General features: G+C 55.6%; 17 protein-coding genes, 4 tRNA genes and 2 pseudogenes. 13 read left to right on the top strand and 10 right to left on the bottom strand.

The window, feature by feature from the left end; translation table 11 throughout:
* Positions 1-29: 29 nt before the first annotated feature.
* Positions 30-919, top strand: a pseudogene (locus ACT3R4_RS08010) (sugar nucleotide-binding protein).
* A complete protein-coding gene (locus ACT3R4_RS08015; protein WP_172117742.1) occupies positions 916-1,659 on the top strand; it encodes a lysophospholipid acyltransferase family protein in 744 nt (247 codons plus the stop codon). Before ACT3R4_RS08010 ends, ACT3R4_RS08015 begins: the two are co-directional and overlap by 4 nt.
* A gap of 116 nt (positions 1,660-1,775) precedes the next feature.
* On the opposite strand, the gene fabB is transcribed toward ACT3R4_RS08015, so the two are convergent.
* Both fabB and fabA read right to left on the bottom strand, forming a co-directional pair.
* On the bottom strand, positions 1,776-2,993 hold the full coding sequence (fabB, locus tag ACT3R4_RS08020; RefSeq protein ID WP_193053662.1) for a beta-ketoacyl-ACP synthase I: 1,218 nt from the start codon (positions 2,991-2,993) through the stop codon (positions 1,776-1,778).
* A 12-nt stretch (positions 2,994-3,005) separates the two neighbouring features.
* Positions 3,006-3,521: a 3-hydroxyacyl-[acyl-carrier-protein] dehydratase FabA gene (gene fabA / locus ACT3R4_RS08025; RefSeq protein ID WP_172117740.1), complete on the bottom strand. Its 516-nt coding sequence runs from the start codon at positions 3,519-3,521 to the stop codon at positions 3,006-3,008.
* A 374-nt stretch (positions 3,522-3,895) separates the two neighbouring features.
* Between fabA and ACT3R4_RS08030 the strand changes: the two genes are divergently transcribed.
* A complete protein-coding gene (locus ACT3R4_RS08030; protein ID WP_193053661.1) occupies positions 3,896-5,734 on the top strand; it encodes a putative bifunctional diguanylate cyclase/phosphodiesterase in 1,839 nt (612 codons plus the stop codon).
* Here the strand turns inward: ACT3R4_RS08030 and phrB are convergent.
* Positions 5,731-7,155 (bottom strand): deoxyribodipyrimidine photo-lyase, encoded by a 1,425-nt coding sequence (phrB, locus tag ACT3R4_RS08035; RefSeq protein WP_193053660.1) that lies wholly within the window; start codon positions 7,153-7,155, stop codon positions 5,731-5,733. The two genes, ACT3R4_RS08030 and phrB, sit on opposite strands and share 4 nt — an antisense overlap.
* A gap of 102 nt (positions 7,156-7,257) precedes the next feature.
* Positions 7,258-8,178 (bottom strand): MerR family transcriptional regulator, encoded by a 921-nt coding sequence (locus tag ACT3R4_RS08040; RefSeq protein WP_193053659.1) that lies wholly within the window; start codon positions 8,176-8,178, stop codon positions 7,258-7,260.
* 475 nt (positions 8,179-8,653) lie between these two features.
* On the opposite strand from ACT3R4_RS08040, the gene ACT3R4_RS08045 reads away from it, so the two are divergent.
* Entirely contained in the window at positions 8,654-9,565 is a 912-nt protein-coding gene (locus ACT3R4_RS08045) for a TIGR01777 family oxidoreductase (protein WP_193053658.1), read from the top strand.
* Positions 9,566-9,569: 4 nt separating this feature from the next.
* Here ACT3R4_RS08045 and rapA read toward each other — a convergent pair whose 3' ends face one another.
* Positions 9,570-12,515 carry an RNA polymerase-associated protein RapA gene (rapA, locus tag ACT3R4_RS08050; RefSeq protein ID WP_193053657.1) on the bottom strand — a complete coding sequence of 982 codons (2,946 nt, stop codon included), beginning with the start codon at positions 12,513-12,515 and terminating at the stop codon, positions 9,570-9,572.
* Between the two features lie 115 nt (positions 12,516-12,630).
* Positions 12,631-13,434, bottom strand: coding sequence for a TlpA disulfide reductase family protein (locus ACT3R4_RS08055; protein WP_172117734.1), 804 nt, complete (start codon positions 13,432-13,434; stop codon positions 12,631-12,633).
* Between the two features lie 67 nt (positions 13,435-13,501).
* On the opposite strand from ACT3R4_RS08055, the gene ACT3R4_RS08060 reads away from it, so the two are divergent.
* Positions 13,502-13,738 (top strand): hypothetical protein, encoded by a 237-nt coding sequence (locus ACT3R4_RS08060; RefSeq protein WP_193053656.1) that lies wholly within the window; start codon positions 13,502-13,504, stop codon positions 13,736-13,738.
* 264 nt (positions 13,739-14,002) lie between these two features.
* On the opposite strand, the pseudogene ACT3R4_RS08065 reads toward ACT3R4_RS08060, so the two are convergent.
* From ACT3R4_RS08065 to typA, 4 genes and pseudogenes are all read right to left on the bottom strand, one after another.
* Positions 14,003-14,422 (bottom strand): annotated as a pseudogene (locus tag ACT3R4_RS08065) (ATP-binding cassette domain-containing protein); the annotation flags it as partial.
* Positions 14,423-14,484: 62 nt separating this feature from the next.
* Positions 14,485-15,201, bottom strand: coding sequence for an ABC transporter ATP-binding protein (locus ACT3R4_RS08070; RefSeq protein ID WP_287077452.1), 717 nt, complete (start codon positions 15,199-15,201; stop codon positions 14,485-14,487).
* A 113-nt stretch (positions 15,202-15,314) separates the two neighbouring features.
* Positions 15,315-16,748, bottom strand: a complete 1,434-nt coding sequence (locus ACT3R4_RS08075; protein ID WP_193053655.1) for a sodium-dependent transporter — start codon at positions 16,746-16,748, stop codon at positions 15,315-15,317.
* A gap of 316 nt (positions 16,749-17,064) precedes the next feature.
* Positions 17,065-18,891 (bottom strand): translational GTPase TypA, encoded by a 1,827-nt coding sequence (typA, locus tag ACT3R4_RS08080; RefSeq protein ID WP_193053654.1) that lies wholly within the window; start codon positions 18,889-18,891, stop codon positions 17,065-17,067.
* A gap of 163 nt (positions 18,892-19,054) precedes the next feature.
* Between typA and ACT3R4_RS08085 the strand changes: the two genes are divergently transcribed.
* From ACT3R4_RS08085 to nusG, 8 genes are all read left to right on the top strand, one after another.
* On the top strand, positions 19,055-20,038 hold the full coding sequence (locus tag ACT3R4_RS08085; protein ID WP_172117725.1) for a biotin--[acetyl-CoA-carboxylase] ligase: 984 nt from the start codon (positions 19,055-19,057) through the stop codon (positions 20,036-20,038).
* A complete protein-coding gene (locus ACT3R4_RS08090) occupies positions 20,035-20,874 on the top strand; it encodes a type III pantothenate kinase (RefSeq protein WP_193053653.1) in 840 nt (279 codons plus the stop codon). The genes ACT3R4_RS08085 and ACT3R4_RS08090 overlap by 4 nt, the downstream gene beginning before the upstream one ends.
* Before the next feature lie 119 nt (positions 20,875-20,993).
* Positions 20,994-21,077 (top strand) — tRNA-Tyr (locus ACT3R4_RS08095).
* A gap of 104 nt (positions 21,078-21,181) precedes the next feature.
* Positions 21,182-21,255: transfer RNA gene (locus tag ACT3R4_RS08100), tRNA-Gly, on the top strand.
* Positions 21,256-21,269: 14 nt separating this feature from the next.
* Positions 21,270-21,344: transfer RNA gene (locus tag ACT3R4_RS08105), tRNA-Thr, on the top strand.
* A gap of 172 nt (positions 21,345-21,516) precedes the next feature.
* Positions 21,517-21,592, top strand: a tRNA-Trp gene (locus ACT3R4_RS08110).
* Between the two features lie 69 nt (positions 21,593-21,661).
* Positions 21,662-22,045, top strand: coding sequence for a preprotein translocase subunit SecE (gene secE / locus ACT3R4_RS08115; RefSeq protein WP_193053652.1), 384 nt, complete (start codon positions 21,662-21,664; stop codon positions 22,043-22,045).
* 8 nt (positions 22,046-22,053) lie between these two features.
* Entirely contained in the window at positions 22,054-22,587 is a 534-nt protein-coding gene (gene nusG, locus ACT3R4_RS08120) for a transcription termination/antitermination protein NusG (protein ID WP_193053651.1), read from the top strand.
* Positions 22,588-22,628: the final 41 nt, after the last annotated feature.

The raw sequence follows: 22,628 nt of genomic DNA on the forward strand, positions 1-22,628 counted from the left end.
GCTATGTTCGTTGATAGAAGGGGTCTGTCTTGAAACTGCTAATACTGAATTCCGGGCACTGCTTAAGTTTGGCACTGGCCCGGGAAGTAAGCCGTCGTGCGGATATGGAGCTGGTGATTGAGCAGGACACCACCATAACGGCGGCGCAGTTACACGAGATTGCCCCGGATGCGGTGGTTATTCCAGCGCTGGCGCAGCCGCTGAACATGACACCCGCCGAGGTAGGCGCACATGCCGACGCGGTTGACAGCTGCCTGGAGGCATGTCTTGCGCAGTCGGTGCCGCTGGTGTGGTGTGTTTCAGACCAGCTCTATGAGGATGGCTTTGATGAGCCTATCGACGAGCACGTAGTACCGACTCCGCGTGATGAGTGTTTGCGGCGTCTGGTTGCCACGGGTGACCGTATTCGGGCCGAGCACCATCACCATCTGATCATTCGTCTGGGTCCCTTGTTTGCGCTTGAAGGTAGCCACGCCTGGTTGAATGAAATGCTGGATAGCCTGGTGACAGGGCAAAGTGTGCGGGCCGCAGAAGATTCGTGTGTTGCCCAACGTCAGCCGATGCGGTCGCTATGGCACTGGTAGGCATGCTTCAGCAGCAGGCGTGTGGCGCCAACGCGTGGGGGGCCTACCATTTGGCAGGCACTGAACCTGTCAGTGTGTTTACGTTTAGCTCCATGGTGCGTACTCAGTTGGCAACGCATCTGGAAGGCCGTGGTGAGCAAATTGAGCTTGGCGAAGTCACGGCCCTTAATCATCATCACGATGCAAAACTGCGGCGTGTTTTAAATTGTCGCCGGGTGCTGGATGTCTTTGGTGTGCATCAAAAGCCGTGGCGGCTAGAGGTGGGGCGTATGCTGGATGCCTGGTGTTTAACGCGTGATGGCCAGCAAGACGCTAGTACAGGAGAGTCCGTTTGACCAATGTGGTTCGTAGCCTGGTGTTTTATGCCGGGTACTTTCTTGCCATGCTGATTATTGGCGTGCTGTTTCTACCCATCGCCCCTTTTTTACCGTTGGCAGGCCGCTACCGGCTGTTGAACCTGTATAACCACTTTTTAGTGGCCTGGTTTCAACTAGCCTGTGGGGTTCGCTACGATATTCAGGGGCGCGAGCGTATTCCGGATGGGCCTTGTGTGATTCAGGCGAACCATCAGTGCGAGTGGGAAACGGTTTTTCTTCAAGTCATGAAGCCGCCGGTATGCACGGTGCTTAAGCAGGAGCTTCTGCATATCCCGATTTTTGGCTGGGGATTGCGCCTGCTAAAACCGATTAGCCTGGACCGTTCCAAGCCCGCGCGTGCCTTGAAACAGGTGCTGACGCAAGGTGTGGAGCGGCTAGGAACGGGTCTTTCAGTGCTGATTTTCCCGGAAGGAACGCGAGTCGACCCCGGTGTGCGTAAGCGCTATAACAAGAGCGGCAGCGTGGTGGCTTGCCGCGCGGGTGTGCCGGTGCTACCAATCGCACATAACGCAGGCGAACGCTGGCCTGGGCGCCACTGGGTGAAGCAGCCTGGGGTGCTGCGGGTACGCATTGGTCCGCCAATTGAGACCGAAGGGCGCACACCTGATGAGGTACTGGCCGACGTTGAAGCCTGGATAGAGGCGCAGTTGCAGGAGATTTCAGAGGTGCCGCGCCCGTCGACTAGCCAAAGACCTTGAGCCGATAAAGGGCGGGTAGCTCGCCATGAATAGCGACAAACGCTAACAGCAAAAACGGCGCCTTGATAAGGCGCCGTTTTATTACTGCAACAACTCGTCAGCCATTAAGGCATTGCTCAGCCGTTATAGCGCTGGAAGACCAGGCAGGCATTAGTGCCGCCAAAACCAAAACTATTCGACAGGATGCGTTCAAGCGCCACATCGTCACGCCGTGTTGTCACAATATCAAAGCCGTCTGCCTGCTCGTCGAGGTGTTCAACATTGGCAGAGGCGGCAACAAAGTTGTGTTGCATCATCAGCAGTGAGTAGATGGCTTCCTGAACACCGGTAGCGCCCAGAGAGTGGCCCGTCAGCGACTTGGTTGAGCTCATCGCAGGCGTGGAGTTGCCAAACACGGCACGTACCGCTTTTAGCTCAGCTACATCGCCAACAGACGTTGAGGTGCCGTGAGTATTGATGTAGTCAATATCGCCTTCCACGGTCGCCATTGCCTGATGCATGCAGCGCACCGCGCCTTCGCCGGAAGGCGCGACCATGTCATGGCCGTCAGAGGTGGCGCCATAGCCTACCAGCTCGCCATATATTTTAGCGCCGCGGGCCTTGGCATGCTCCAGCTCTTCTAATACCAGCATGCCACCGCCGCCAGCGATAACAAAGCCATCGCGCGCTTGGTCGTAGGGGCGCGAGGCTTTTTCAGGCGTATCGTTGTAATGGGTAGAGAGCGCTCCCATGGCATCAAACAGGCACGAGAGGGTCCAGTGCTCCTCTTCACCGCCGCCGGCAAAAACCACGTCCTGCTTGCCGAGCTGAATCTGCTCCATCGCGCTGCCGATACAGTGTGCCGAGGTGGCACAGGCAGATGAGATTGAGTAGTTTACGCCTTTGATTTTAAACGGAGTTGCTAAACAGGCTGAGACCGTGCTGCCCATTGTGCGGGTAACGCGGTAAGGGCCAACGCGGCGCAAGCCTTTCTCACGCATGGCGTCAGCCGCTTCGACCTGATTAGCACTAGAAGCGCCGCCGGAGCCTGCAATAAGGCCGGTACGTTCGTTGGAAACCTGTTCTTCGGAAAGCCCTGAGTCTTCAATGGCCTGAGCCATGGATACATAGGCATACGCTGCAGCATCGCCCATAAAGCGGCGCAGTTTACGGTCGATAAGGGGGTCCAGATCGATATCGACACTGCCCGCAACATGGCTACGAAAGCCACGTTCAGCGTACTCTTCCTTAAAACGAATACCGCTGCGCCCGTTTTGGAGAGCGTCCAGGACCTGTTGCTGGTCGTTGCCTAAGCACGACACAATGCCAAGGCCGGTGACTACCACTCGTCGCATGGGAGCCTCCTGTTAGAAATTCGCAGTAGAGGTGAATAGGCCAACGCGTAAATCATTAGCCTGGTATATATCGCGTCCGTCGACGGAAACGGTGCCGTCAGCAATGCCCAAAATAAGTCGACGGGTAATAATACGCTTTATATTAATGCGGTAAGTTACTTTTTTCGCATCTGGCATGATCTGGCCACTGAATTTTACCTCGCCACAGCCAAGTGCGCGTCCGCGCCCTGGGTGACCCAGCCAACCCAGGTAGAAACCCACTAACTGCCACATGGCATCCAGGCCCAGGCAGCCGGGCATCACCGGATCACCTGGAAAGTGGCAGTCAAAAAACCACAGGTCAGGAGAGATATCCAGCTCGGCGATCAGCTCGCCTTTGCCGTACTCACCGCCTTCTTCATGAATGTGTGCGATACGGTCGAGCATTAGCATGTTGGGAGCCGGAAGCTGCGCGTTACCGGGTCCAAATAGCTCGCCGCGTGAGCAGGCCAGCAGTTCTTCGCGATCAAAGGAATGTTGCTTGGTCACTGAATCGTTCCGAGTTTCAAAATGATTGTTGGCCGCGTGCGGCACCTATAGCTGAGGTGTAGCACCGGAGCATAGCACGGAAATGCAGTGTCGAGACACGGCCCGCAAGGTCTAGCTAGTCTACTTCCCGAAACAGACGAATGCACGTAAGTCACTACCTATCGCGTACATCGAACGTTTTTTTATTAAGTAATAGAGGTTTTAAGGTAAGCTTTTACGCCCCATCGGCATCAGTAAGTTGGCCTGGATAAACGGCTTATTAACGTTATATGCGTTATTCAAGCCTTTGGTCCAGGACAGGATGGGTATGCTGCTAGAAAATTATGTTTATTTAATTAGTGTTAGTTTTTAGTGACAGGATATAGCGAACCGCCATGTGGCTACCAATTTCTCTTAATCGACCGTTGGTTTGGGTAGCATTAGCGGCGCTGCCAGCTTGTATCTGGTTAACCGATGCGATGTTACGCATGGTAGCTGCGAGCCTGGTTATTTTTGGGTTGTGGGATATGTGGTGCCAAGTGCGTCAGCAGCGCCAGCGTTATCAACTGTCCCAAAGCGCAATTAACCTGGCAAGCGATGCGATAGTGGTCTGTGATGCCGATAATCGGATCATGGCCGTTAATCCAGCCTTTACAGAAATTACCGGCTATAACAGCCAGGAAATAGTGGGCCGCAAGCTGGAAACACTGGCCGCTCCTCGTCACGATAAAGTGTTTTATCAAAACTTTTGGAGCACGCTAAAAGCGACGGGACGCTGGGAAGGGGAAATGTGGAATCGCCGCAAACACGGCGATGAGTATCCTGAATGGTTAAAAGTACGCGCGGTTACCGATAAACAGGGCAATATTAGCCACTTTATTAGCCTGTTCACCGATATCTCAGTGCAAAAAGCCCGCGAACATGATTTGCGGCGGATTGGATACGAAGACCCACTAACCGGCTTGCCCAACCGTCGCCGCCTGCACGACTTAATGACATCTCGCTTGCGCCATTTACGCGCAGGCGAGAGTTTAGATATTGCTCTGATCGATATCGATGGTTTGAAGTCGGTTAACGACAGCCTGGGCATCGAGCAAGGCGACCGCCTGCTGGCGTGTTTTGCCCAGCGGCTTGCAGGCTATGTCGCGGGTAGCGTGGTCGGGCGTTTGGGCGGTGATGAATTCATGGTTATCCGTACCACCACGTTTGATGATCACGACCCATGGATTGTATCACTGCGTGAGCATATGTGTCGGCCTTTTGAAGTGAGTGATCACCTGCTGCGTTTGGGCGTTACCATTGGCAGCTGCCGTGCTCCAGAAGATGGGCGTGATTCGGGGGTGCTTTTTCAGCGTTTGGAGTCGGCACTTTATAGTGCCAAACGATTAGGCCGTAACCATAGCCTGCGTTTTCGCCCGGCGCTGGATAAGCAGGATAACCCACAGCTTGCTCTGGTCAGTGACCTGCGTGCCGCGCTGATATCTGGTGATCAACTTGAGCTACATTACCAAACCCAGCACCACCCCGGCACCGGTGAGTTGTTGGGGATGGAGGCGCTATTACGCTGGCGCCATCCCTTGGATGGCATGATTTCACCGGGCGATTTTATCCCCTTGGCCGAACGCCATGGGTTAATGGCAGAACTGGGAAGCTGGGTGATTGAAAAGGCTTGCGCCCAGCAGGCCCATTGGCAACACAGCGGCATGTCAGGGTTGACCATCTGGGTCAATATTTCCGCGTTGCAGCTTTTCCAGGGCGATTTAGAGACGCAGCTAAACACCTGCTTAAAGCGCTACCAGCTGGAACCTTCGCAGATTGGCCTGGAGCTAACCGAGTCGGTACTGCTGGATGAACGCGCAGGCGATATGGGGCCTCGATTAAAAACGCTAAGTGAGCAGGGATATGCCATTGCCATTGATGACTTCGGAACCGGCTACTCGTCGCTTGGTTATCTTAAGCGGCTGCCGGTCGATAAAATCAAGCTGGATCGTGCGTTTATCCGAGAGCTACCCAATAGCAAAGCGGACGCCGCTATCGTCAAGGCGGTGCTCGCGATGGCCGAAGGTATGGGGCTTGACGTCGTCGCCGAAGGGGTCGAAACCCTGGAGCAGTGCCTGTTTCTGGTGGATGCGGGCTGCACTATCGTGCAAGGCTTCTATTTCGCCAGGCCGATGCCTGCCGCTGAGCTGGAACAGCGCTGGGCATCGCCACTCCTTGAAGCGGCCGCGGTCTAGCCGCCTGGCGATTTGGAAAGGGCTTTAAAGGCATCTAACGCCCGCTGACGAGCTGCCTTATGCTCAACGATGGGCTCAGGGTAATCCAATTGGGTAAGCATATCGTGCGGCGGCGCATGACGTGCCTTGGCTGGCAATGTGCCAAGCTCAGGGAGCCAGCGAGCAATAAACTCCCCGTCTGGGTCAAAGCGTTTGGATTGGGTGGTAGGGTTAAAGATTCGAAAATAAGGTGCTGAGTCGGTGCCTGTTGACGCCGCCCATTGCCAGCCACCGTTATTAGCGCAAAACTCACCGTCTACCAGGTGGCGCATAAAAAACGCCTCGCCGCGTCGCCAATCGATCAGCAAATGCTTGCTCAAAAACATCGCTGTCACCATGCGTAGTCGGTTATGCATCCATCCCGTGGCGACCAACTGGCGCATCGCGGCATCCACCAGTGGGTAGCCTGTGCGCCCTTCGCACCAGGCGTTAAAACCTGCGTCATCATCGCGCCAGGCAAGCTGTTGGGTATGCTTCTGGAACGGTTGATGGCGGCATACCTCAGGAAAGCCTACCGCAACGTGCTGATAAAACTCGCGCCAGATAAGCTCGTTGACCCATGTGGTAAGCCCGGCATCGCCATCGGCCAAGTGTCCGCTGTTCTCGCTCATCACCGCTTGCATGCACTGGCGGTGCGATATCATCCCCAGTGCGAGGTAGGGTGAAAGCTCGCTGGTGCCGCATACATTTGGAATGTCGCGTTGCTGGCGGTAGTGGCGGCCACGAAAACGTAAAAACCGTGCCAGGTAATCGCCTGCTATTTCCGCTCCAGCAGGCCATTGTTGATGATCGACCGGTGTGTCATCGAGCCTGGGGAGACCTGGTAATGTATCGCTTTTAATCGGTAAACGCTGTTGAGGTTCTGGCGTATCGCGTAAAGCCAGCTGTTCAGCACTGATCTGCTTATGCCAGGCCTTGGAAAAAGGCGTAAAAACACCGTAATAGTCGCCTTTGCCGGTTAGCAGCGTGCCGGGCGCGAACGCCACGCTGTCATGATACCCATGAGCGGTAATACCAGCTTCTTTAAAGGCGCCCAACACCGCGTTATCGCGCTGCTGTTCGTTTAACGGGTATTGGTAGTTAAAGTGTAGCTGTTTAACCGAGTACTCGCGGGCAATGTCGAGGAGCGCCTTGGGCGCCTCTCGATAGTGGCCGATGTCGCGGTGCAAGAGAGGAATGTTAAGCCCGTGAAGGGCATCTTTAACGGCCGCTACACCGCGCGCCCAAAAGTCGATCTTGTTAGCACCATGGTCGTGGGATTGCCACTGGGCCACGCTGCGAAGAAAGACGGCAATCACCGGGCCTTTAGTCGCCGCAGCAGCCAAGGCTGTGTTGTCATGAATGCGCAGATCGCTACGTAACCAAACTAATTGAACGTCCATGTTGCCTCCGGCGCGGTGAAAAACCATTTCAAAAACCATCTCCGTGCGGCCACTCATCTAACGACATTTAAAGCCCATCGCTGGCACAAGGGGTTAAATGGTCTATAAAACGCCAGACTCACGTAGCAGTGGGCGCAGGCGTGCAATGGCTTGGGGGAGCTCATCACCTAGCGTATGCACGGGGCTATCACGCAGCTCGCTATCACGCAGCCGGGCGACTTCACCGCAGATACCCAGTGGAACGCTAAGCGCCTCGGCTGCATTGGGTAGTACCGTATGAATATAGCTATCGCTTTCTCGCTGGCCGCTCGTTAGCAGCACCATTGAGGCATGTAGCCGAGTCACCGCTTGGGGCAATGCTTCAAGAGGCAGCGTGTGATCAAACATCTGTATACGGTAACCCTGCTCGCTGGCCATCAAGGCGACGATCAATACCCATAGAGGGCCTTGGTCGTCGGGCATGGCAGCCAGCAGCAGTAAAGGCCCACGCGTGGCCTGGTTCGCGTAATGAAGGCGTGTGCCCACTTGACTACGTAAAAAGGCTTCAAGTGTCCGTCGTGCCAAAATGTCTGGCTGAATCGTCCACTTGGCTTCCAGTGCCAGGATGACCGGCTGCCAGAGCTCGCTTACTGCTGTGCTTAGCGGGTACAGGGCCAGGCTCTGATAATAAAGCGTCTCAAGCCTGGGTAAGTCGAGCGCTTCTATCGCCACCTGCAGCTGCTGACGCTGGCTAATCCAATCGCCGGCATTGGGCGCGGGGGTTTCTACCGTTTCTGGCTGGTCAAGCAGGTCAACGACTTGGCTAACGGGAACGCCTCGGTTGAGCCACTGCAAAATACGTTCAATGCGGGTGATATCATCCTGGGCGTATAAGCGATGCCCTTTAGGTGTACGTTTAGGGCGAATCAAACCGTAGCGACGCTCCCAGGCGCGCAGGGTGACCGAATTCACACCCGTTAAACGGGAGACTTCCCGGATCGGATAGAGCGGGGTATCGGGTGGGTGGGTCGCCTTGATACTCATGGGCGCCTGTGCCTCTTGGTCGTCTGAAGCCGCAGGATACAAAAGGCTATTTGCATTCTCTGGGGCAAAAATGATTCACAATCCATGTTGTGTCGCTTGAATACACATAAAAATAACGCGCTATCGTAGCTCTCTTTGTACAACTTGTCGCTATCAGGTACAACCTTTGTCTGTACAGGAGGTCTTGGTGAAACGTCACGTCGGGCCTAAGTGTGTGATGTTACTGGGGTAGCTTACTTGTTATGCTTCTATAGCCAAGGGTTATATTGCTATCAACTTCTACATAGATACTACCAAAGCTATCCTTGGGAATGTTTAGGTGCGGTTAGTGTATAGGTAGTGTACTTAACGCTACATTAGTGAGTAGTAAGCCAACCTGAGTGTTTGCCGTGCTGGGAATGGCCTGCTATGCCTGGTGAAGAAGCAAGCGCGTGGCTAGCGCGTATTTGCGCGGCGTCACAACAGGAGCAACACCATGCGTATATTAGTCACCGGAGGCAGCGGTTTTGTCGGAAAACGCCTTTGCGAAAAGCTGCAAGGCCAAGGACATGCCGTACAAGTGGTATCAAGAGACCCGCAGAAAGCGCGTAAGCGGTTGCCTCGCGAGTGCGATATTCGCGCCAGCGTGCTTGATTTTTTAGCGGCGCCGCCCGAGGCAATCGTTAACCTCGCCGGTGAGCCGATTGCTGCTAAACGGTGGAGTGATGCGCAGAAAGAGACGCTTATTCAGTCACGCACCCACATGACTCACCAGCTCGTTACGCTATGTGAAGAGCTTCAGGCCAATGGGCAGCCCTTGCCTAAGGTGATGGTAAGTGGCTCGGCCATGGGCTACTACGGTGATCAAGGTAGGCGTGTCGTTACCGAAGACACTACCGCGCACGATGAATTTGCCCACCGGCTATGCGTTAAGTGGGAAGCCGCCGCAAAGCCTGTTGAAGCGCTCGGCGTACGTTTGGCGCTTCTGCGAACGGGGCTGGTGCTGGATGCAGGAGGTGGAGCACTCCAGAAAATGCTGCCGCCGTTTAAGCTGGGGCTAGGCGGACGTTTTGGCAGTGGTGAGCAGTATATGCCTTGGATTCATCGCGAGGATCTGGTGGACGCGATTGTGTTCCTGCTGGAAAAAGAGGACCTTAATGGCGCCTTTAACGGCAGTGCGCCGCACCCAGCCACTAATGCCGAGTTTTCCAAAACGCTAGCCAAACGGCTTAACCGCCCGGCCATACTCCCCGTGCCTGCCTTTGTGTTAAAAGCAGGCCTGGGGGAAATGTCTCGGCTGCTGCTAACCGGGGCTGACATGCGCCCGGCGCGCCTTATCGAGGCGGGGTTTGAATTTCAGTACCCGACACTCGATAAGGCGCTGGCCGAGATATTAAGGCGAGATTGAGCGCTTAGGCGTTGGGGTCAACGGTAATCACGACCCGAACGGAGTCCAGCCGCAGGCGAGTATTTTCTATCGCCTCGCTCAGCGCCTGGCGCTCCTGCTTCAGGGCATCCAGCTCTTCAGCGCGTACCGAGGGGTTATGCTCGGCTAGCGCTGTTAGGCGGGCAAGCTCGGCATCCAACTGGGCGCGCATGCGCGTTTCAGCGGCCTCTACAATACTGGGCAGCTCACGTTCTGCCTCGCCTTCACCCTGAATAAGCAGCTCACGCAACTGATCGTGGCGGCTTTTAATTAAATCCCGCGCTAGCGATTTATTGACCTTTTGCAGGTTTTTGCCAAGCCCCGTGAACGAGATTTTGCTGGTCAGGTTGGCACCTGATTCATCCAGCAGAACGCGTACGGCGGTGGGCGGCAAGAAGCGGTTAAGGTGCAGTGACTTCGGCGCCGGGCAGTGGGTGCGGAAGACAAGCTCTGCCATTAGCCGCCCACTGGGGATGGCCGTGTGACGCAGCAGTGCCAGGGCCGTGTTGCCCATGGTGCCGTCCAGAATACGCTCCATCATTTCGCGCAGCAGCGGATGCTCCCACGAAAGGCGTTGAATATCATCCCGCGCAAGCGCTTGGGCACGGCTATAGGTCGCAGTAAAGCCCTCTTCGCCTTTCACCAGGCCAGGCAGTCCGTCCAGCATATGCTGGCTGGGCTGCAAGTGAAGAAGCCCTTTGCCGATCTCCTGGCTGTCCACGCCAAATACGTCCAGCGCGCGCTCTACATAACGTGGGAGCGCGGTATCTTCATCCAACTCGCGTACAGCGCTAATCACCTCTTGGGCGCGTGCTGGCCGACAGGCGTTAAGTTCCAGCAGGCGGTTGCGCCCGGCATCGCGTTCGGCCAGCTTGGCGGTAAACATTTCCCGTGTTTCAACGATGATTTCGTCCAGCGTTTCATCGTCGAGAAGCGCATCGGCAAGTGCATCGCCAAAGGCCTCGTAGAGGTCGCTGCCGATGCCATGGGGGGCACTGAACGCATCCATGCCTTCGTTATACCAGCGCAGCAGCCGCTCGCCGGGGCTGCCAATAAAGCTGGGCACGTGAAGCTCAATGGCGTGCTTCTGGCCGATACGGTCCAGACGGCCAATGCGCTGCTCCAGTTGGTCAGGGTGCTGGGGCATATCGAACATGACCAAGTGGCGGCAGAACTGGAAGTTGCGCCCCTCTGAGCCAATCTCCGAGCAGACGAGTACCTGCACGCCCTCTTCTTCATCGGCAAAAGCGGCGGCGGCGCGGTCACGCTCAACCAGTGAAAGCCCTTCATGGAAGACCGGCGCCTGATAGCCGCCCAGCACGCGCAGCCCTTCAGCCAGCCCCTCGGCGGTTTCACGATGGTGGGCAATGACCAGTACTTTGTCGTTGGCAAAGCCTGTTTCGCTATCGTCGCTGAGCTTATCCAGCAGCCAGTTAACCCGTGGGTCGATATGCCACCAGGCTTCACCGTTGAGCGGATCGTTGCTGAGCTCACGGTACATGGCATCCGGATAGATCAAGACATCCGGATGATCCATGCCGGTTTCGATCAGCAGCTCGTCCAGGTAGTCGTCATCACGCTCCAGGCGGCGCAGCACGCGGCGATACGCGGAGGGTAGCTCAAGCGAGGAGAGGTGCAGGCGACGCTCGGGAAAGCCGCCAACATGACGGCGGCTATTGCGGAACATCACCCGCCCCGTGCCATGGCGGTCAAGCAAGGCGTCACGCAGTTGATGACGGGCCGCATCGTGCTGCTCTGTGCTGGCTTCAGCGTTACACAGCGTTGCCAGCAGCGCCTGGCTGTCGCGGTCGTCGGCGACGGCATCTATTCGGGCACGGGCATCCGGCGTGGCAGGCAATTCATCTAAAGCGTCAATGGCGCTGGCGACAGCGGTGTAGTGGCGCTCTTCGTCTTTGAAGCGCTCCAGGTCGTGATAGCGTTCGGCGTCCAGCAGGCGTAGGCGGGCAAAGTGGCTTTCAATACCCATTTGCTCAGGTGTGGCCGTTAACAGCAGCAGGCCAGGAATTTCAGCAGCGAGCTGCTCAACACATTGATAACCTGGGCCGCTACCCTCGGCGCTCCAGTCCAGGTGGTGAGCTTCATCGACAATCAGCAGGTCAAAACGGCTGGCTAGCGCCTGGTCCTGGCGATGAATGTTGGCAAACAGCCAGCCCTGGCTTGCCAGCACTAGCTGGGCGCTCTCAAACGGGTTGGCGCTGCCATGGGCCTGGCTTTGATGCTCATCAAGCAGGCTGACATTCAGCGAGAAGCGGCGCAGAAGCTCCACCAGCCACTGGTGGGTCAGGCTGTCGGGCACCAATATAAGCGCCCGCTCAATACGGCCGGTCAGCAGCAGGCGGTGCAGAATCAGTCCGGCTTCAATGGTTTTCCCCAGGCCTACTTCATCCGCCAGAAGCACGCGCGGTGCATGACGGCGAGCAACTTCGTCGGCGATATACAGCTGGTGCGGAATCAAATCGATGCGCGGCCCGGCAAAGCCCAGGGCGTTGTGCTGCTCGATGCGCTGGTGATGGTGCAGCGTCCGAAAGCGCAGATCAAACCAGTCGTTGCGGTCTACCTGGCCTGTCAGCAGGCGATCACGTGCCTGATCAAACTGCATGGTGTCAGCCAGCTTGGCTTCGGGAAGTTCGCGCGGCGTGCCTTCGCTGTCCTCACCGATATAGGTAATCAGGCCGTGAGACTCTTTGCTGTCATCAACGATCATCTGCCAGCCATCGGCCGACAGTACCCGATCGCCGCTGCCGAACATCACGCGGGTCAACGGCGCCTGGCGCGTGTTATAGGTTCGGGTTTCCTGGCTGGCACTGAACAAGATGGTAACGCTACGGAAGTCGCAGTTAAGCACGGTGCCAAGCCCAAGCTCGGCTTCGCCGTCGCTAATCCAGCGCTGGCCGGGTGAAAAATCGCTCATGATGCCTCGGGGAAGTCTACAAAAACGGGTCATACGCTGCCGAGGGCACGCCATCAGCAGCGGTAGGGCGGGGGATTCTAACGCAAAGGCGCCGGGGGATTAAGGTGTATCGGCGTCAATCTTCCAACCAGTGTTCAAGATGGGCACGGGTAAGCTCGCCAACGTGGATATCCAAGGTAGTGCCCTGGCCATCAAAAAGCACTGTAGTGGGTAGCCCGGGCGCTTCAAACAGGGCCATCAGCGTTTGGCCTGGGTCGCGCAGTGCATGGGTAAAATCCAACCCTTCTGCGTCCAAATAACGCACGATAGGCAACAAATCTTCCCCTTGGTTAACGACCGCGACGCTTACGCCTTCGCGCTGGGCAGCCTCTTCGAGTAATGGCATTTCGCGTCGGCAGGGTGGGCACCAGGTGGCCCAGAGGTTAACAATCACCCGGTCGCTGCCGTCTGCCAGGTCGGGCAGGTACACGTCGGCGCCGTCTACGTTTTCCAGGTGGATTTCGGGTAATTGGCTGACGGCAGATGCGCTACCCAAGGGCGACAGGGATACCAGCATAAGCCATAGACCCGAGGCGCAGAGCAGAATGACGGTGCTCCCAAGTAACGCTGAAAGCCGCTTGCGAAGCGTCCAAGCGGACCATAGCAAGCCGGTCAATAATCCGCCGATGCCGTGGTATCCCGGTTGCCAGACTTTAAGTGCATCAAGCGGATTGGCACTATAGCTCTCCAGGTGAAGCGTAATGTGCGCGATACGCGCCCCGATTAACCAGGCAAGGATTAGCCCGGTGAACCAGCGATTTAACAGTGGCGGTGGTAAGCGCAGTAAGTAACGCGCCGACAGTAGCACCAGCAGCGCACAGCCGATGGCGTATAACCTGGGTAATGAAATCAATAGCGGCCCAAGGGCAATGGCATTCATGGTCTTTCCGATAAGCAGGTACACTACGAGACCATACCACGTGAGTTGAAAATTACGGAGTCTGACTATGTCACAACCCGCCTTTGACGTGCTGCGCGCGCTGGCTATTGGTTCTCAGGCGTTGGGCCTGATCGTTATCATCACGCTGGAGACGCTATTGGAAAGTGCGGCACGGCCCTGGCAAGGACTCACCTTGGGCTTCATGTTAGCCGCGGCGCTAAGTATTGCGCTGGTGCGCGTGTACCGCCGTAATCGACAGCGTAAACAACAAGACCAGCGGGTGGGTAATAGCCGCCATGAGTAAAGGATGCAGGCGGTGGCTGGGTTGGCTAATGCTGTGCGTACTGCTCTTACAGATGGCGGTGCTTTAACGCCTGTTACGCTGGTTATAGATGCAGCGCGTAGTCGATAAACCATCAAAGTAGCGTTAGAAAGTGTTGCTTGTATTTTTAACGTTGTGGTTCCAAATTAGAGGAAGTTTCTGCGCTTGCGCAGGACGGGCTATCTCACTGGGAGCGACAAATAATATGATCAATAAGGCGCGCATTAGCCACTACCGTTGCGGCCCACCGGCGGGCTGATGGCGCTTCTCTACCAATGGCGGGAAAAACGCGTATACCTGCTCCAGCATGCGCTTGACGTTGTGGGGCTTGAGATAGGCGCCCATCTCCAGGTTTTCCTTAACGGTAAGGCTTGGGAAAATGTTTTTCTCCTGGGGGACAAAGCCCATTCCGCGCTCAACAAGTTTATTGGAGGCCAGGTTATGAATGGGCTCGCCGTTGAGCAGAATGTCGCCCTGACTAACGTTTAACAGTCCAAATACGGCTTTGAGCATGGTCGACTTGCCAGCGCCGTTGGGCCCTACAATAACGCCCACTTCATGGGCATAAAGTGACATGTTCACCCCGTTAAGGATGTTCATGGCGCCATAACCACCGTGCACGTTGCGTGCCTCAAGCAGTGGCGTCGTTGATGTTGTTAATGACATGGCAAAAGTATCTCGCTGCATCGCTTTTAAGCGGCTTGTTGTCGTTTATAGGGAGCGTTTGATCAGACAGCGTCGGTGCCAAAGTAAGCTTCAATCACCTCTGGGTTATTTTGAATATCCTGAATATGCCCCTCGACCATCATGCTCCCTTGAGCCAGGACAATCACCGGGTCGCATAGCCGGGCAATCATGTCCATGTCGTGTTCGATCACTAAAAAGGTGTAACCCAACTCGCGATTCAAACGCTCAATATTGCTGATCAAGTCGCCCAGCAGGGTGCGGTTAACGCCTGCGGCAATTTCATCAAGCAGCACGACCTTGGCATCCGTCATCATGGTGCGGCCAAGCTCTAACAGCTTTTTTTGCCCGCCAGACAGGTTGCCTGCCAGCTCATTGCGGACATGGTGCAGGCCGACAAACTCGATGACCTCAAGCGCACGTTTTCGGACCGCCGCTTCTTCTTCACGCACCCGTGCCGGTTTAAACCACGTGTTGAATAAGCGTTCTCCCGCCTGATGAGGCGGCACCATCATCAGATTTTCCAGCGCACTCATTTGGCTAAATTCATGGGCAATCTGGAAGGTGCGTAAAAGCCCCTTGTGGAAGCGTTGGTTGGCGCTGAGCGCGGTAATATCGTCACCGTCGAGAAATACATGGCCGCTATCCGGCGTCAGGGAACCAGCGATCAGATTAAACAGGGTCGATTTACCTGCCCCATTAGGGCCGATCATGCCGGTAATTGAGCCTTTCTCGACGCGAATGGAGCAGTTGTTAATCACCTGTCATCCACCAAACGCCTTGTTCACCTGCTGTACTTCAATAAGAGGATGCATAGTGCCCTCGTGATGTAGGCGACCATTGGATCGTCTGTATTGTTATTGTAGGGTGCTGGTCAGCGCGGTTTTTGGCGTCGTTGGCTAAGCGCAAAGAGGCCGACCAGTAGCAGTGCGCCAAGCGCAGGAATCATATAGCCCTCAACCTGGGGAATAGTGCGTAAAAAGACAAACGCGACCGCGGTAGGGGCAACAAAACGCACTAGAAACCGCCAGCTAATAAACCAGGCATGGGTAGTATCCAGCTCTTTCATCACTTCGCTTTGAGTGAGCACCCAGCCTGCGAATAGCGCAATCATCAGGCCACCCAGCGGCATAAAGATATTGGTCAATAGTTCGATAACATCAAAGGCGCTGCGGCCAAATAGATGGTGGAAAAGGCTGTCTTCTGCGCCGATGTTAAAGCTTGCGACGGTGAGCAGTCCCATTGCCCAAGCCGCCACCACCACGATGATGACTGCCTGGGGTCGGGTAAGGTTGAAGCGCTCGACCAGAAAAGCGGCCACGGGCTCGATAAGCGAGATGGAGGAACTAATCGCAGCCCCCAGCACTAAAATAAAGAAGACGCCGCCGATTAGCGCCCCCAGCGGCATTTCAGCGAAGGCAAGTGGCAATGTCACAAACATCAGTCCTGGGCCCTGGCCGGTTTCAAGCCCTGCCCCAAATACCAGCGCGAAAATCGCCAGCCCTGCCACCATGGCAATCGCCGTATCCACTACGGCCACGCCAATGGCGGTGCGCGTAAGAGAGGCATCGCCGGGCATATAGGCGCCGTAGGCCATAATAGCGCCCATCCCCAGGCTTAGCGTAAAGAAGGACTGCCCCACGGCCTGTAGCCAGCCCTCAAGGCTCAGGTCCGCGATGTTAAAGGTCAACAGAAAGCGCGCCGCCGCATGTATATCGCCATTCATCACGCTGTAAGCAAGCACTACCGTCAGAATAATGAACAGCGCAGGCATCATAATGCGCAGGCCCGTCTCAATTCCTCGGTGAACGCCCATGCTGACGATGAGTGCAGACGCCGCAATGAACAGCGTGTGATACAGCGTCATAAGGGAAGGGGACGCCAGCAGTGCGTCAAAACTCGCCGCCATCGTTTGCGCGTCGGCACCCACAAGCGAGCCGGTCAGCATCAGCCCGGTGTAGTGCAGTGCCCAGCCAGCGATGACCGAGTAAAAGCTTAAAATCAAAAAAGCCGAAGCCGCGCCCAGCCAGCCGATTAACTCCCAGGCGCGCGAGGCTTTGTGCGTTTTGGTTAAGTGCCGCATGCCCATAATAGGGCTCTGACGGCTGGTGCGGCCCAGCATGGTCTCGGCGATCAGGATAGGAGTGCCGACGGCCAAAATGGTGGCGGCATACACCAGGATAAACGCCCCGCCACCGTTTTCACCGGTTAAATACGGGAAACGCCAAAGATTGCCCAAGCCCACGGCGGAGCCTACCGCCGCCAGTAAAAAAGTACCCTTGTGCGTCCAGACGTTGTGTCCACTCATGTACAGAGTGTTCCTGTGCAAGTGATAGGCAAAGATCGGTATCCAAATGCCTGTATGTATTGCAGTTTGGCAGAAAGCTTTGGCGTCGCCAGTTGTAAGCTACTGTGCGGTAGAATGCGTGCGCTTTCCAGCGCCTTGGCGTTTAGGCTGCGTTTATTGGTGCACTTGGCGGGGCTTTAAAAAAGAGTAGCGGAGGTAGCCGCGGGGCAATGAATGGCGCAAACGTTTGCAAAGAGCGCCCCAGATACAAGGAAGCCCGCACGGTGGCGGGCTTTCGGTCTTGCTTTAGAGCTTGTTGAGCGTTTGCTCAGCTGACTTATTTCTTGCCAGCGCGCTTACGCTCGTTCTCTGTCAGGTGCTTCTTACGCAGGCGGATGTGCGTCGGCGTGACTTCCACCAGCTCATCGGAATCCAGGAATTCAATGGCCTGTTCCAGCGTGAACTTGATCGGCGGCGTCAGTACGATGTTTTCATCGTTACCGGTGGAGCGCATGTTATCGAGCTTTTTACCCTTGGTCGGGTTAACTACCATGTCGTTGGCACGGTTGTTAATACCGATCAGCATGCCTTCGTAGACTTCGGTAGCGTGATCGATGATCAGCTTGCCACGCTCTTGCAGCGCGTAAAGGGCATAGGCCAGCGCTTTACCGCCTACCATGGAGACCAGAACGCCGTTACGACGCTCAATAGACGCATCGGGCTTCAGCGGACCGTAGTGGTCAAAGCGGCTGGTCAAGATGCCGGTGCCGGATGTCAGGGTCAAGAACTGACCACGGAAACCGATCAAACCACGTGCAGGAATGATGAAGTCCAAGCGAACACGGCCTTTACCATCCGGATTCATGTTAGTCAGTTCACCCTTACGATAGCCAAGCTCTTCCATGATCGAGCCCTGATGCTGCTCTTCACAGTCAATGATGACTTCTTCGTAGGGCTCCTGCTTCTCGCCGTCGATCTCTTTGATGATAACTTCGGGACGGCCAACGGCCAGCTCAAAGCCTTCACGACGCATGGTTTCGATCAGTACCGACAAGTGAAGCTCGCCGCGCCCGGAAACCTTGAATTTTTCAGGGGTGTCGCCCTGTTCAACACGCAGTGCCACGTTGTGAATCAGCTCTTGATCAAGACGATCCTTGATATTACGGCTGGTGACGTACTTGCCTTCTTTACCGGCGAACGGCGAGTCATTGACCTGGAAGGTCATGGACACGGTTGGCTCATCAACGGAAAGCGGCGGCAGGGCTTCAACGGCACTGTTGTCGCACAGCGTATCGGAAATCGCCAGATCTTCGATACCGGTGATACAAACGATGTCACCTGCGGTCGCTTCGGTCGTTTGTACACGCTCCAGACCCATGTGCGTCATGACCTGGCCGACTTTACCTTTACGGGTAGCGCCTTCCTTGGTGATGACGGTGATCTGTTGGCCCGGCTTGACACTGCCGCGCTTGATGCGGCCAAGACCGATAACACCCACGTAGCTGTTGTAATCCAGTGCGGAAATCTGCATCTGGAAGGGACCGTCGACTTCAACTTGCGGCGGCTTAACGATATCTACAATCGCCTGGAACATGGGGTCCATGTTCTCGGCAAGTGCGTCAGGCTCCATGCCGGCAATGCCGTTGAGTGCTGAGCAGTAGATGATTGGGAAGTCGAGCTGCTCGTCGGTGGCACCCAAGTTGTCAAACAGATCGAAAATCTGGTCGATAACCCAGTCAGGGCGTGCGCCAGGGCGGTCAATCTTGTTCACCACGACGATCGGCTGGAGGCCTTGAGAGAACGCTTTTTGAGTCACAAAGCGGGTTTGCGGCATCGGGCCATCAACTGCGTCAACCAGCAGTAGCACTGAATCCACCATGGACATAACGCGCTCTACTTCACCACCGAAGTCAGCGTGCCCAGGGGTGTCAACGATGTTGATGTGGTAGCCCGTACCATTGCCATCTTGCCACTGAATGGCTGTGTTTTTGGCCAGGATCGTAATGCCGCGCTCTTTCTCCTGGTCATTGGAGTCCATAACCCGCTCTTGGGCTTCGGCCTTGCGGTCTAGTGTGCCCGATTGACTTAACAGCTTGTCTACCAAGGTAGTTTTGCCGTGGTCAACGTGGGCGATGATGGCAATGTTACGAAGATTCTCGATCACGACGCGATCCTGCTGGGAAAATAGGGCGGCATTATAGGGTCTCGGTATGGTCGACTACCAGCCTTGTCTCAAATAAAGCGTTAAGTCAATAACCCAAACGCGGCAGTTTTCGCCTCCTACGTGCATCCGTTAAGATAGGCGTTTTCCCAGTTGGGGCAAGCACATGACCATCGGTAACCTGGTGCGTTTGTTGAGCGATGGCAATGTTCACTCTGGTGAACAATTAGGCGAAACGCTGGGCGTTTCGCGGGCTGCTGTATGGAAACAGCTAAAAAAATTGGAAGCCTTGGGCGTGGAATTGGTGGCGGTCAAAGGGAGGGGCTATCGATTAGCTCACCGCCTTGAGCCATTGGAAGGTGCTCGAATTGTTGAGCACCTGCCTGCTCAGGCACGCCATTTGTTGACACGATTATTTGTCGAAGACCAGTTGCCTTCAAGCAATGAGTATCTGCGTCAGCGATTTAATCAGGGTGCGGGGCATGGCGAAGTGTGCCTGGTTGAACTCCAAACCGCCGGTCGTGGTCGCCGTGGGCGAGTATGGACAACCCCGTGGGGGCAAAGTTTGATGCTCTCGTTGGGCTGGCGCTTTGACGCGGGGGTAGCCTCGCTTGAAGGGTTAAGTCTTGCGGTAGGCGTGGTTGTGTCTCAGGTGCTTGAGCAACTAGGCGCTGCGCCTAAGCTAAAATGGCCCAATGATATTCTGATGGTGGATGCAGGCGACGAGCTGGGCAAGCTGGCTGGCATATTGATTGAGGTGACGGGCGATGCGGCGGGGCCTTGCGAGGTTGTGATTGGCATGGGTATGAACCTGTCGTTAACCGAGTCTCAGCGCGCCGCCATTGACCAGCCGGTAGCCGCGCTGTTTGATGTGCATGCCGGGCATACGCGAAATCAGTTGGCGTCAGATGTTGTGGCGGGGCTTCTGAGCATGCTGGCAGATTTTGAACACGTCGGTTTTGCCGCATGGCGCGATGAGTGGAATGCGCGCCATGCGTATGTAGGCGCGCCGGTACGTATCATTCAAGGGGAGCGCGTCAGCGATGCGATCGCAGGCGACGTCGATAACAGCGGTAACTTATGGGTTACTGAAAACGGTCACTCGCGGCGCTTGGCAGGCGGTGAGATCAGCGTACGCAGGCGCTTATGATTCTGGATTTAGATATCGGTAATACCTTGTCGAAATGGCGGCTCAAGGATGCCGAAAGTAGTGAAATACGCTCGCGCGGTGCTGTCTGGACGCGCGAAGAGTGGCGCCCAGGGGCGGATATTCCAGACCTTGATGTGGTTGAGGCCGTACGTATTTCAAGCGTTGCTCGGGCCGCTGTGTTGGAGGAGACGGTGACGCTGCTGCGCCACAAGGTGCGCCATGTCTATGTGGCGCACTCAACACCTGAGGCGTTGGGCGTTGTTAACGGCTATGAGGAGCCCGCTCGGTTGGGGGTCGACCGATGGATGGGAGCGCTTGCCGGCTACCAACTGGCCGGAGGCTGCTGTGCGGTCGACTGTGGTAGTGCCATCACTATTGATTTTGTGCTGCCTGGCGGTATGCACCTGGGGGGCTTTATTATCCCAGGGTTACGGCTAATGAAAGAGAGCTTAAAGCTGGGTACCCGCAATGTCGCGATTGATCCTGAAAGCGAGGCGGACGCTTTGCTGGAGCCTGGGCGTCGCACCGTCGATGCGGTTAATCACGGGATTTATATGGCGGCTGTTAGCGCGATTAACCGTATTTATAGCGAAGTGTGCGATCAGCAGGGCATTGCGCTACCCGTGCTGTTGACAGGCGGCGATGCACGCGTGGTTTCTCGAGGCGTACAAGTGCCTCACGCGGTATGGCCTGATATGGTGTATGGGGGGCTTGAGGCCAGTTTTCCGCTTACCTTCACTGAACGAGCAGGAAAAATGGCCGGTGCGCCGCGGGTGCCTGAGCCTGTATCGTTAGAAAAAATTCGCGCAGGGCTTGCATTCTCTATGCTGCTTTGACAGAATGCAGCGCGTTCCAAGGCAGCTAACAGATGCGCTAGCATCGCAAGCTACGATAAATTAAGTAAATATCTAGCTTGACAGTGTTTTGGAGGCTGGCATAATGTGCCGCCAACGCTGGAGAGATTCCCGAGTGGCCAAAGGGAGCAGACTGTAAATCTGCCGCGAAAGCTTCGAAGGTTCGAATCCTTCTCTCTCCACCAGATTTAAGCAGCAGCGACGTTTGTCGGTGTTGTGGGATGAAAGCCGGTAGAGGGCATTGTCTATCGTTCGGCGTGCAGCGGCTTGTAATCCATGCAGCAGTTACGCGGGCGTAGTTCAACGGTAGAACCTCAGCCTTCCAAGCTGATGGTGCGGGTTCGATTCCCGCCGCCCGCTCCAGTTGATGTGATTTGGCTCATGTAGCTCAGGGGTAGAGCACACCCTTGGTAAGGGTGAGGTCGACGGTTCAATTCCGTCCATGAGCTCCATATTTCGAGAAAAGCGAGCGAAGCTCGCTTTTTTTGTTTCTGAGTTCGTCTCTGTCGTAGGGCGCTGTATATTTTGAGTGTTCGATGCAGAGTGGGGTTGTCAGGTGGTTATTTCTCCGCTATCATGGCGCCCGCTGTTGTGTAGGCTTTTCTTATCCTATGCAGCGATGATAGGCCAGTGGCTCAATTGGCAGAGCAGCGGTCTCCAAAACCGCAGGTTGGGGGTTCGAGTCCCTCCTGGCCTGCCAACCTTCCCCAGGTTGGCATGTTTTTTCAGAATTCCTTTATTGTAGCCGCATCCCAAGGAGTCTCGTTTTATGAAGCCTGGTTCTGTAAAGCACGGTACCGAGGTGCAGCAGGCGCGCCATGACGGGCTTAAGTGGGCTGTGGTTGCAGCGCTGCTTGTCGTTGCTGTCGTTGGTAATACCTATTTCGCCGATATTGGCTTGCTCTACCGCGTATTAGGTGTGGTGGTGTTGTGTGCGCTTGCAGGTTTTATCGCACTTACCACTACTAAAGGTCGCGACTTAACAGAGCTTGCCGTAAGCGCCAAGAAAGAGATTCAGCGCGTTGTATGGCCGACCCGTCCCGAGACTATTCAAACCACTGCGATTGTTCTGGTGGCGGTTCTCGTGGTGGGGTTGATGCTGTGGTTGATTGACACTCTTCTTGGCTGGGCAATGTCCGGCGTCATTGGTTAGGAGTTTTCATGTCCAAACGTTGGTACGTCGTCCACGCCTATTCCGGTTTTGAGAAGCATGTTATGCGCTCACTGATTGAGCGCGTAAAAATGTACGGTATGGAAGATCGTTTTGGCGAAATTCTGGTGCCGACGGAAGAAGTCGTGGAAATGCGCGACGGCAAACGCCGCAAGAGTGAGCGTAAATTCTATCCCGGCTATGTATTAGTCGAGATGGAGATGGTCGATGAGACATGGCATCTCGTTAATGAGACTCCGCGCGTTATGGGCTTCATCGGCGGAACGAAAGAGAAACCGGCTGCGATCACGACCCGTGAAGCGGACGCTATTTTGCGTCGCGTTAAAGACGGAACTGATAAGCCGCGGCCCAAGACAATGTTTGAGCCGGGCCAGTCGGTACGTGTTATCGATGGTCCTTTTGCCGACTTCAACGGTTTGGTTGAAGAAGTCAACTACGACAAGAGCCGTTTGCAGGTCAGTGTATTGATCTTTGGGCGTGCAACACCTGTCGAGCTTGAATTTTCTCAGGTCGAGAAAGAGTAGGATGCAGGTTAAGAAAACGTCGTAAATTCGTAAGAGGCAGC

The organism is Halomonas sp. AOP7-E1-9 (assembly GCF_052376035.1).
Taxonomy (GTDB): domain Bacteria; phylum Pseudomonadota; class Gammaproteobacteria; order Pseudomonadales; family Halomonadaceae; genus Vreelandella; species Vreelandella citrativorans.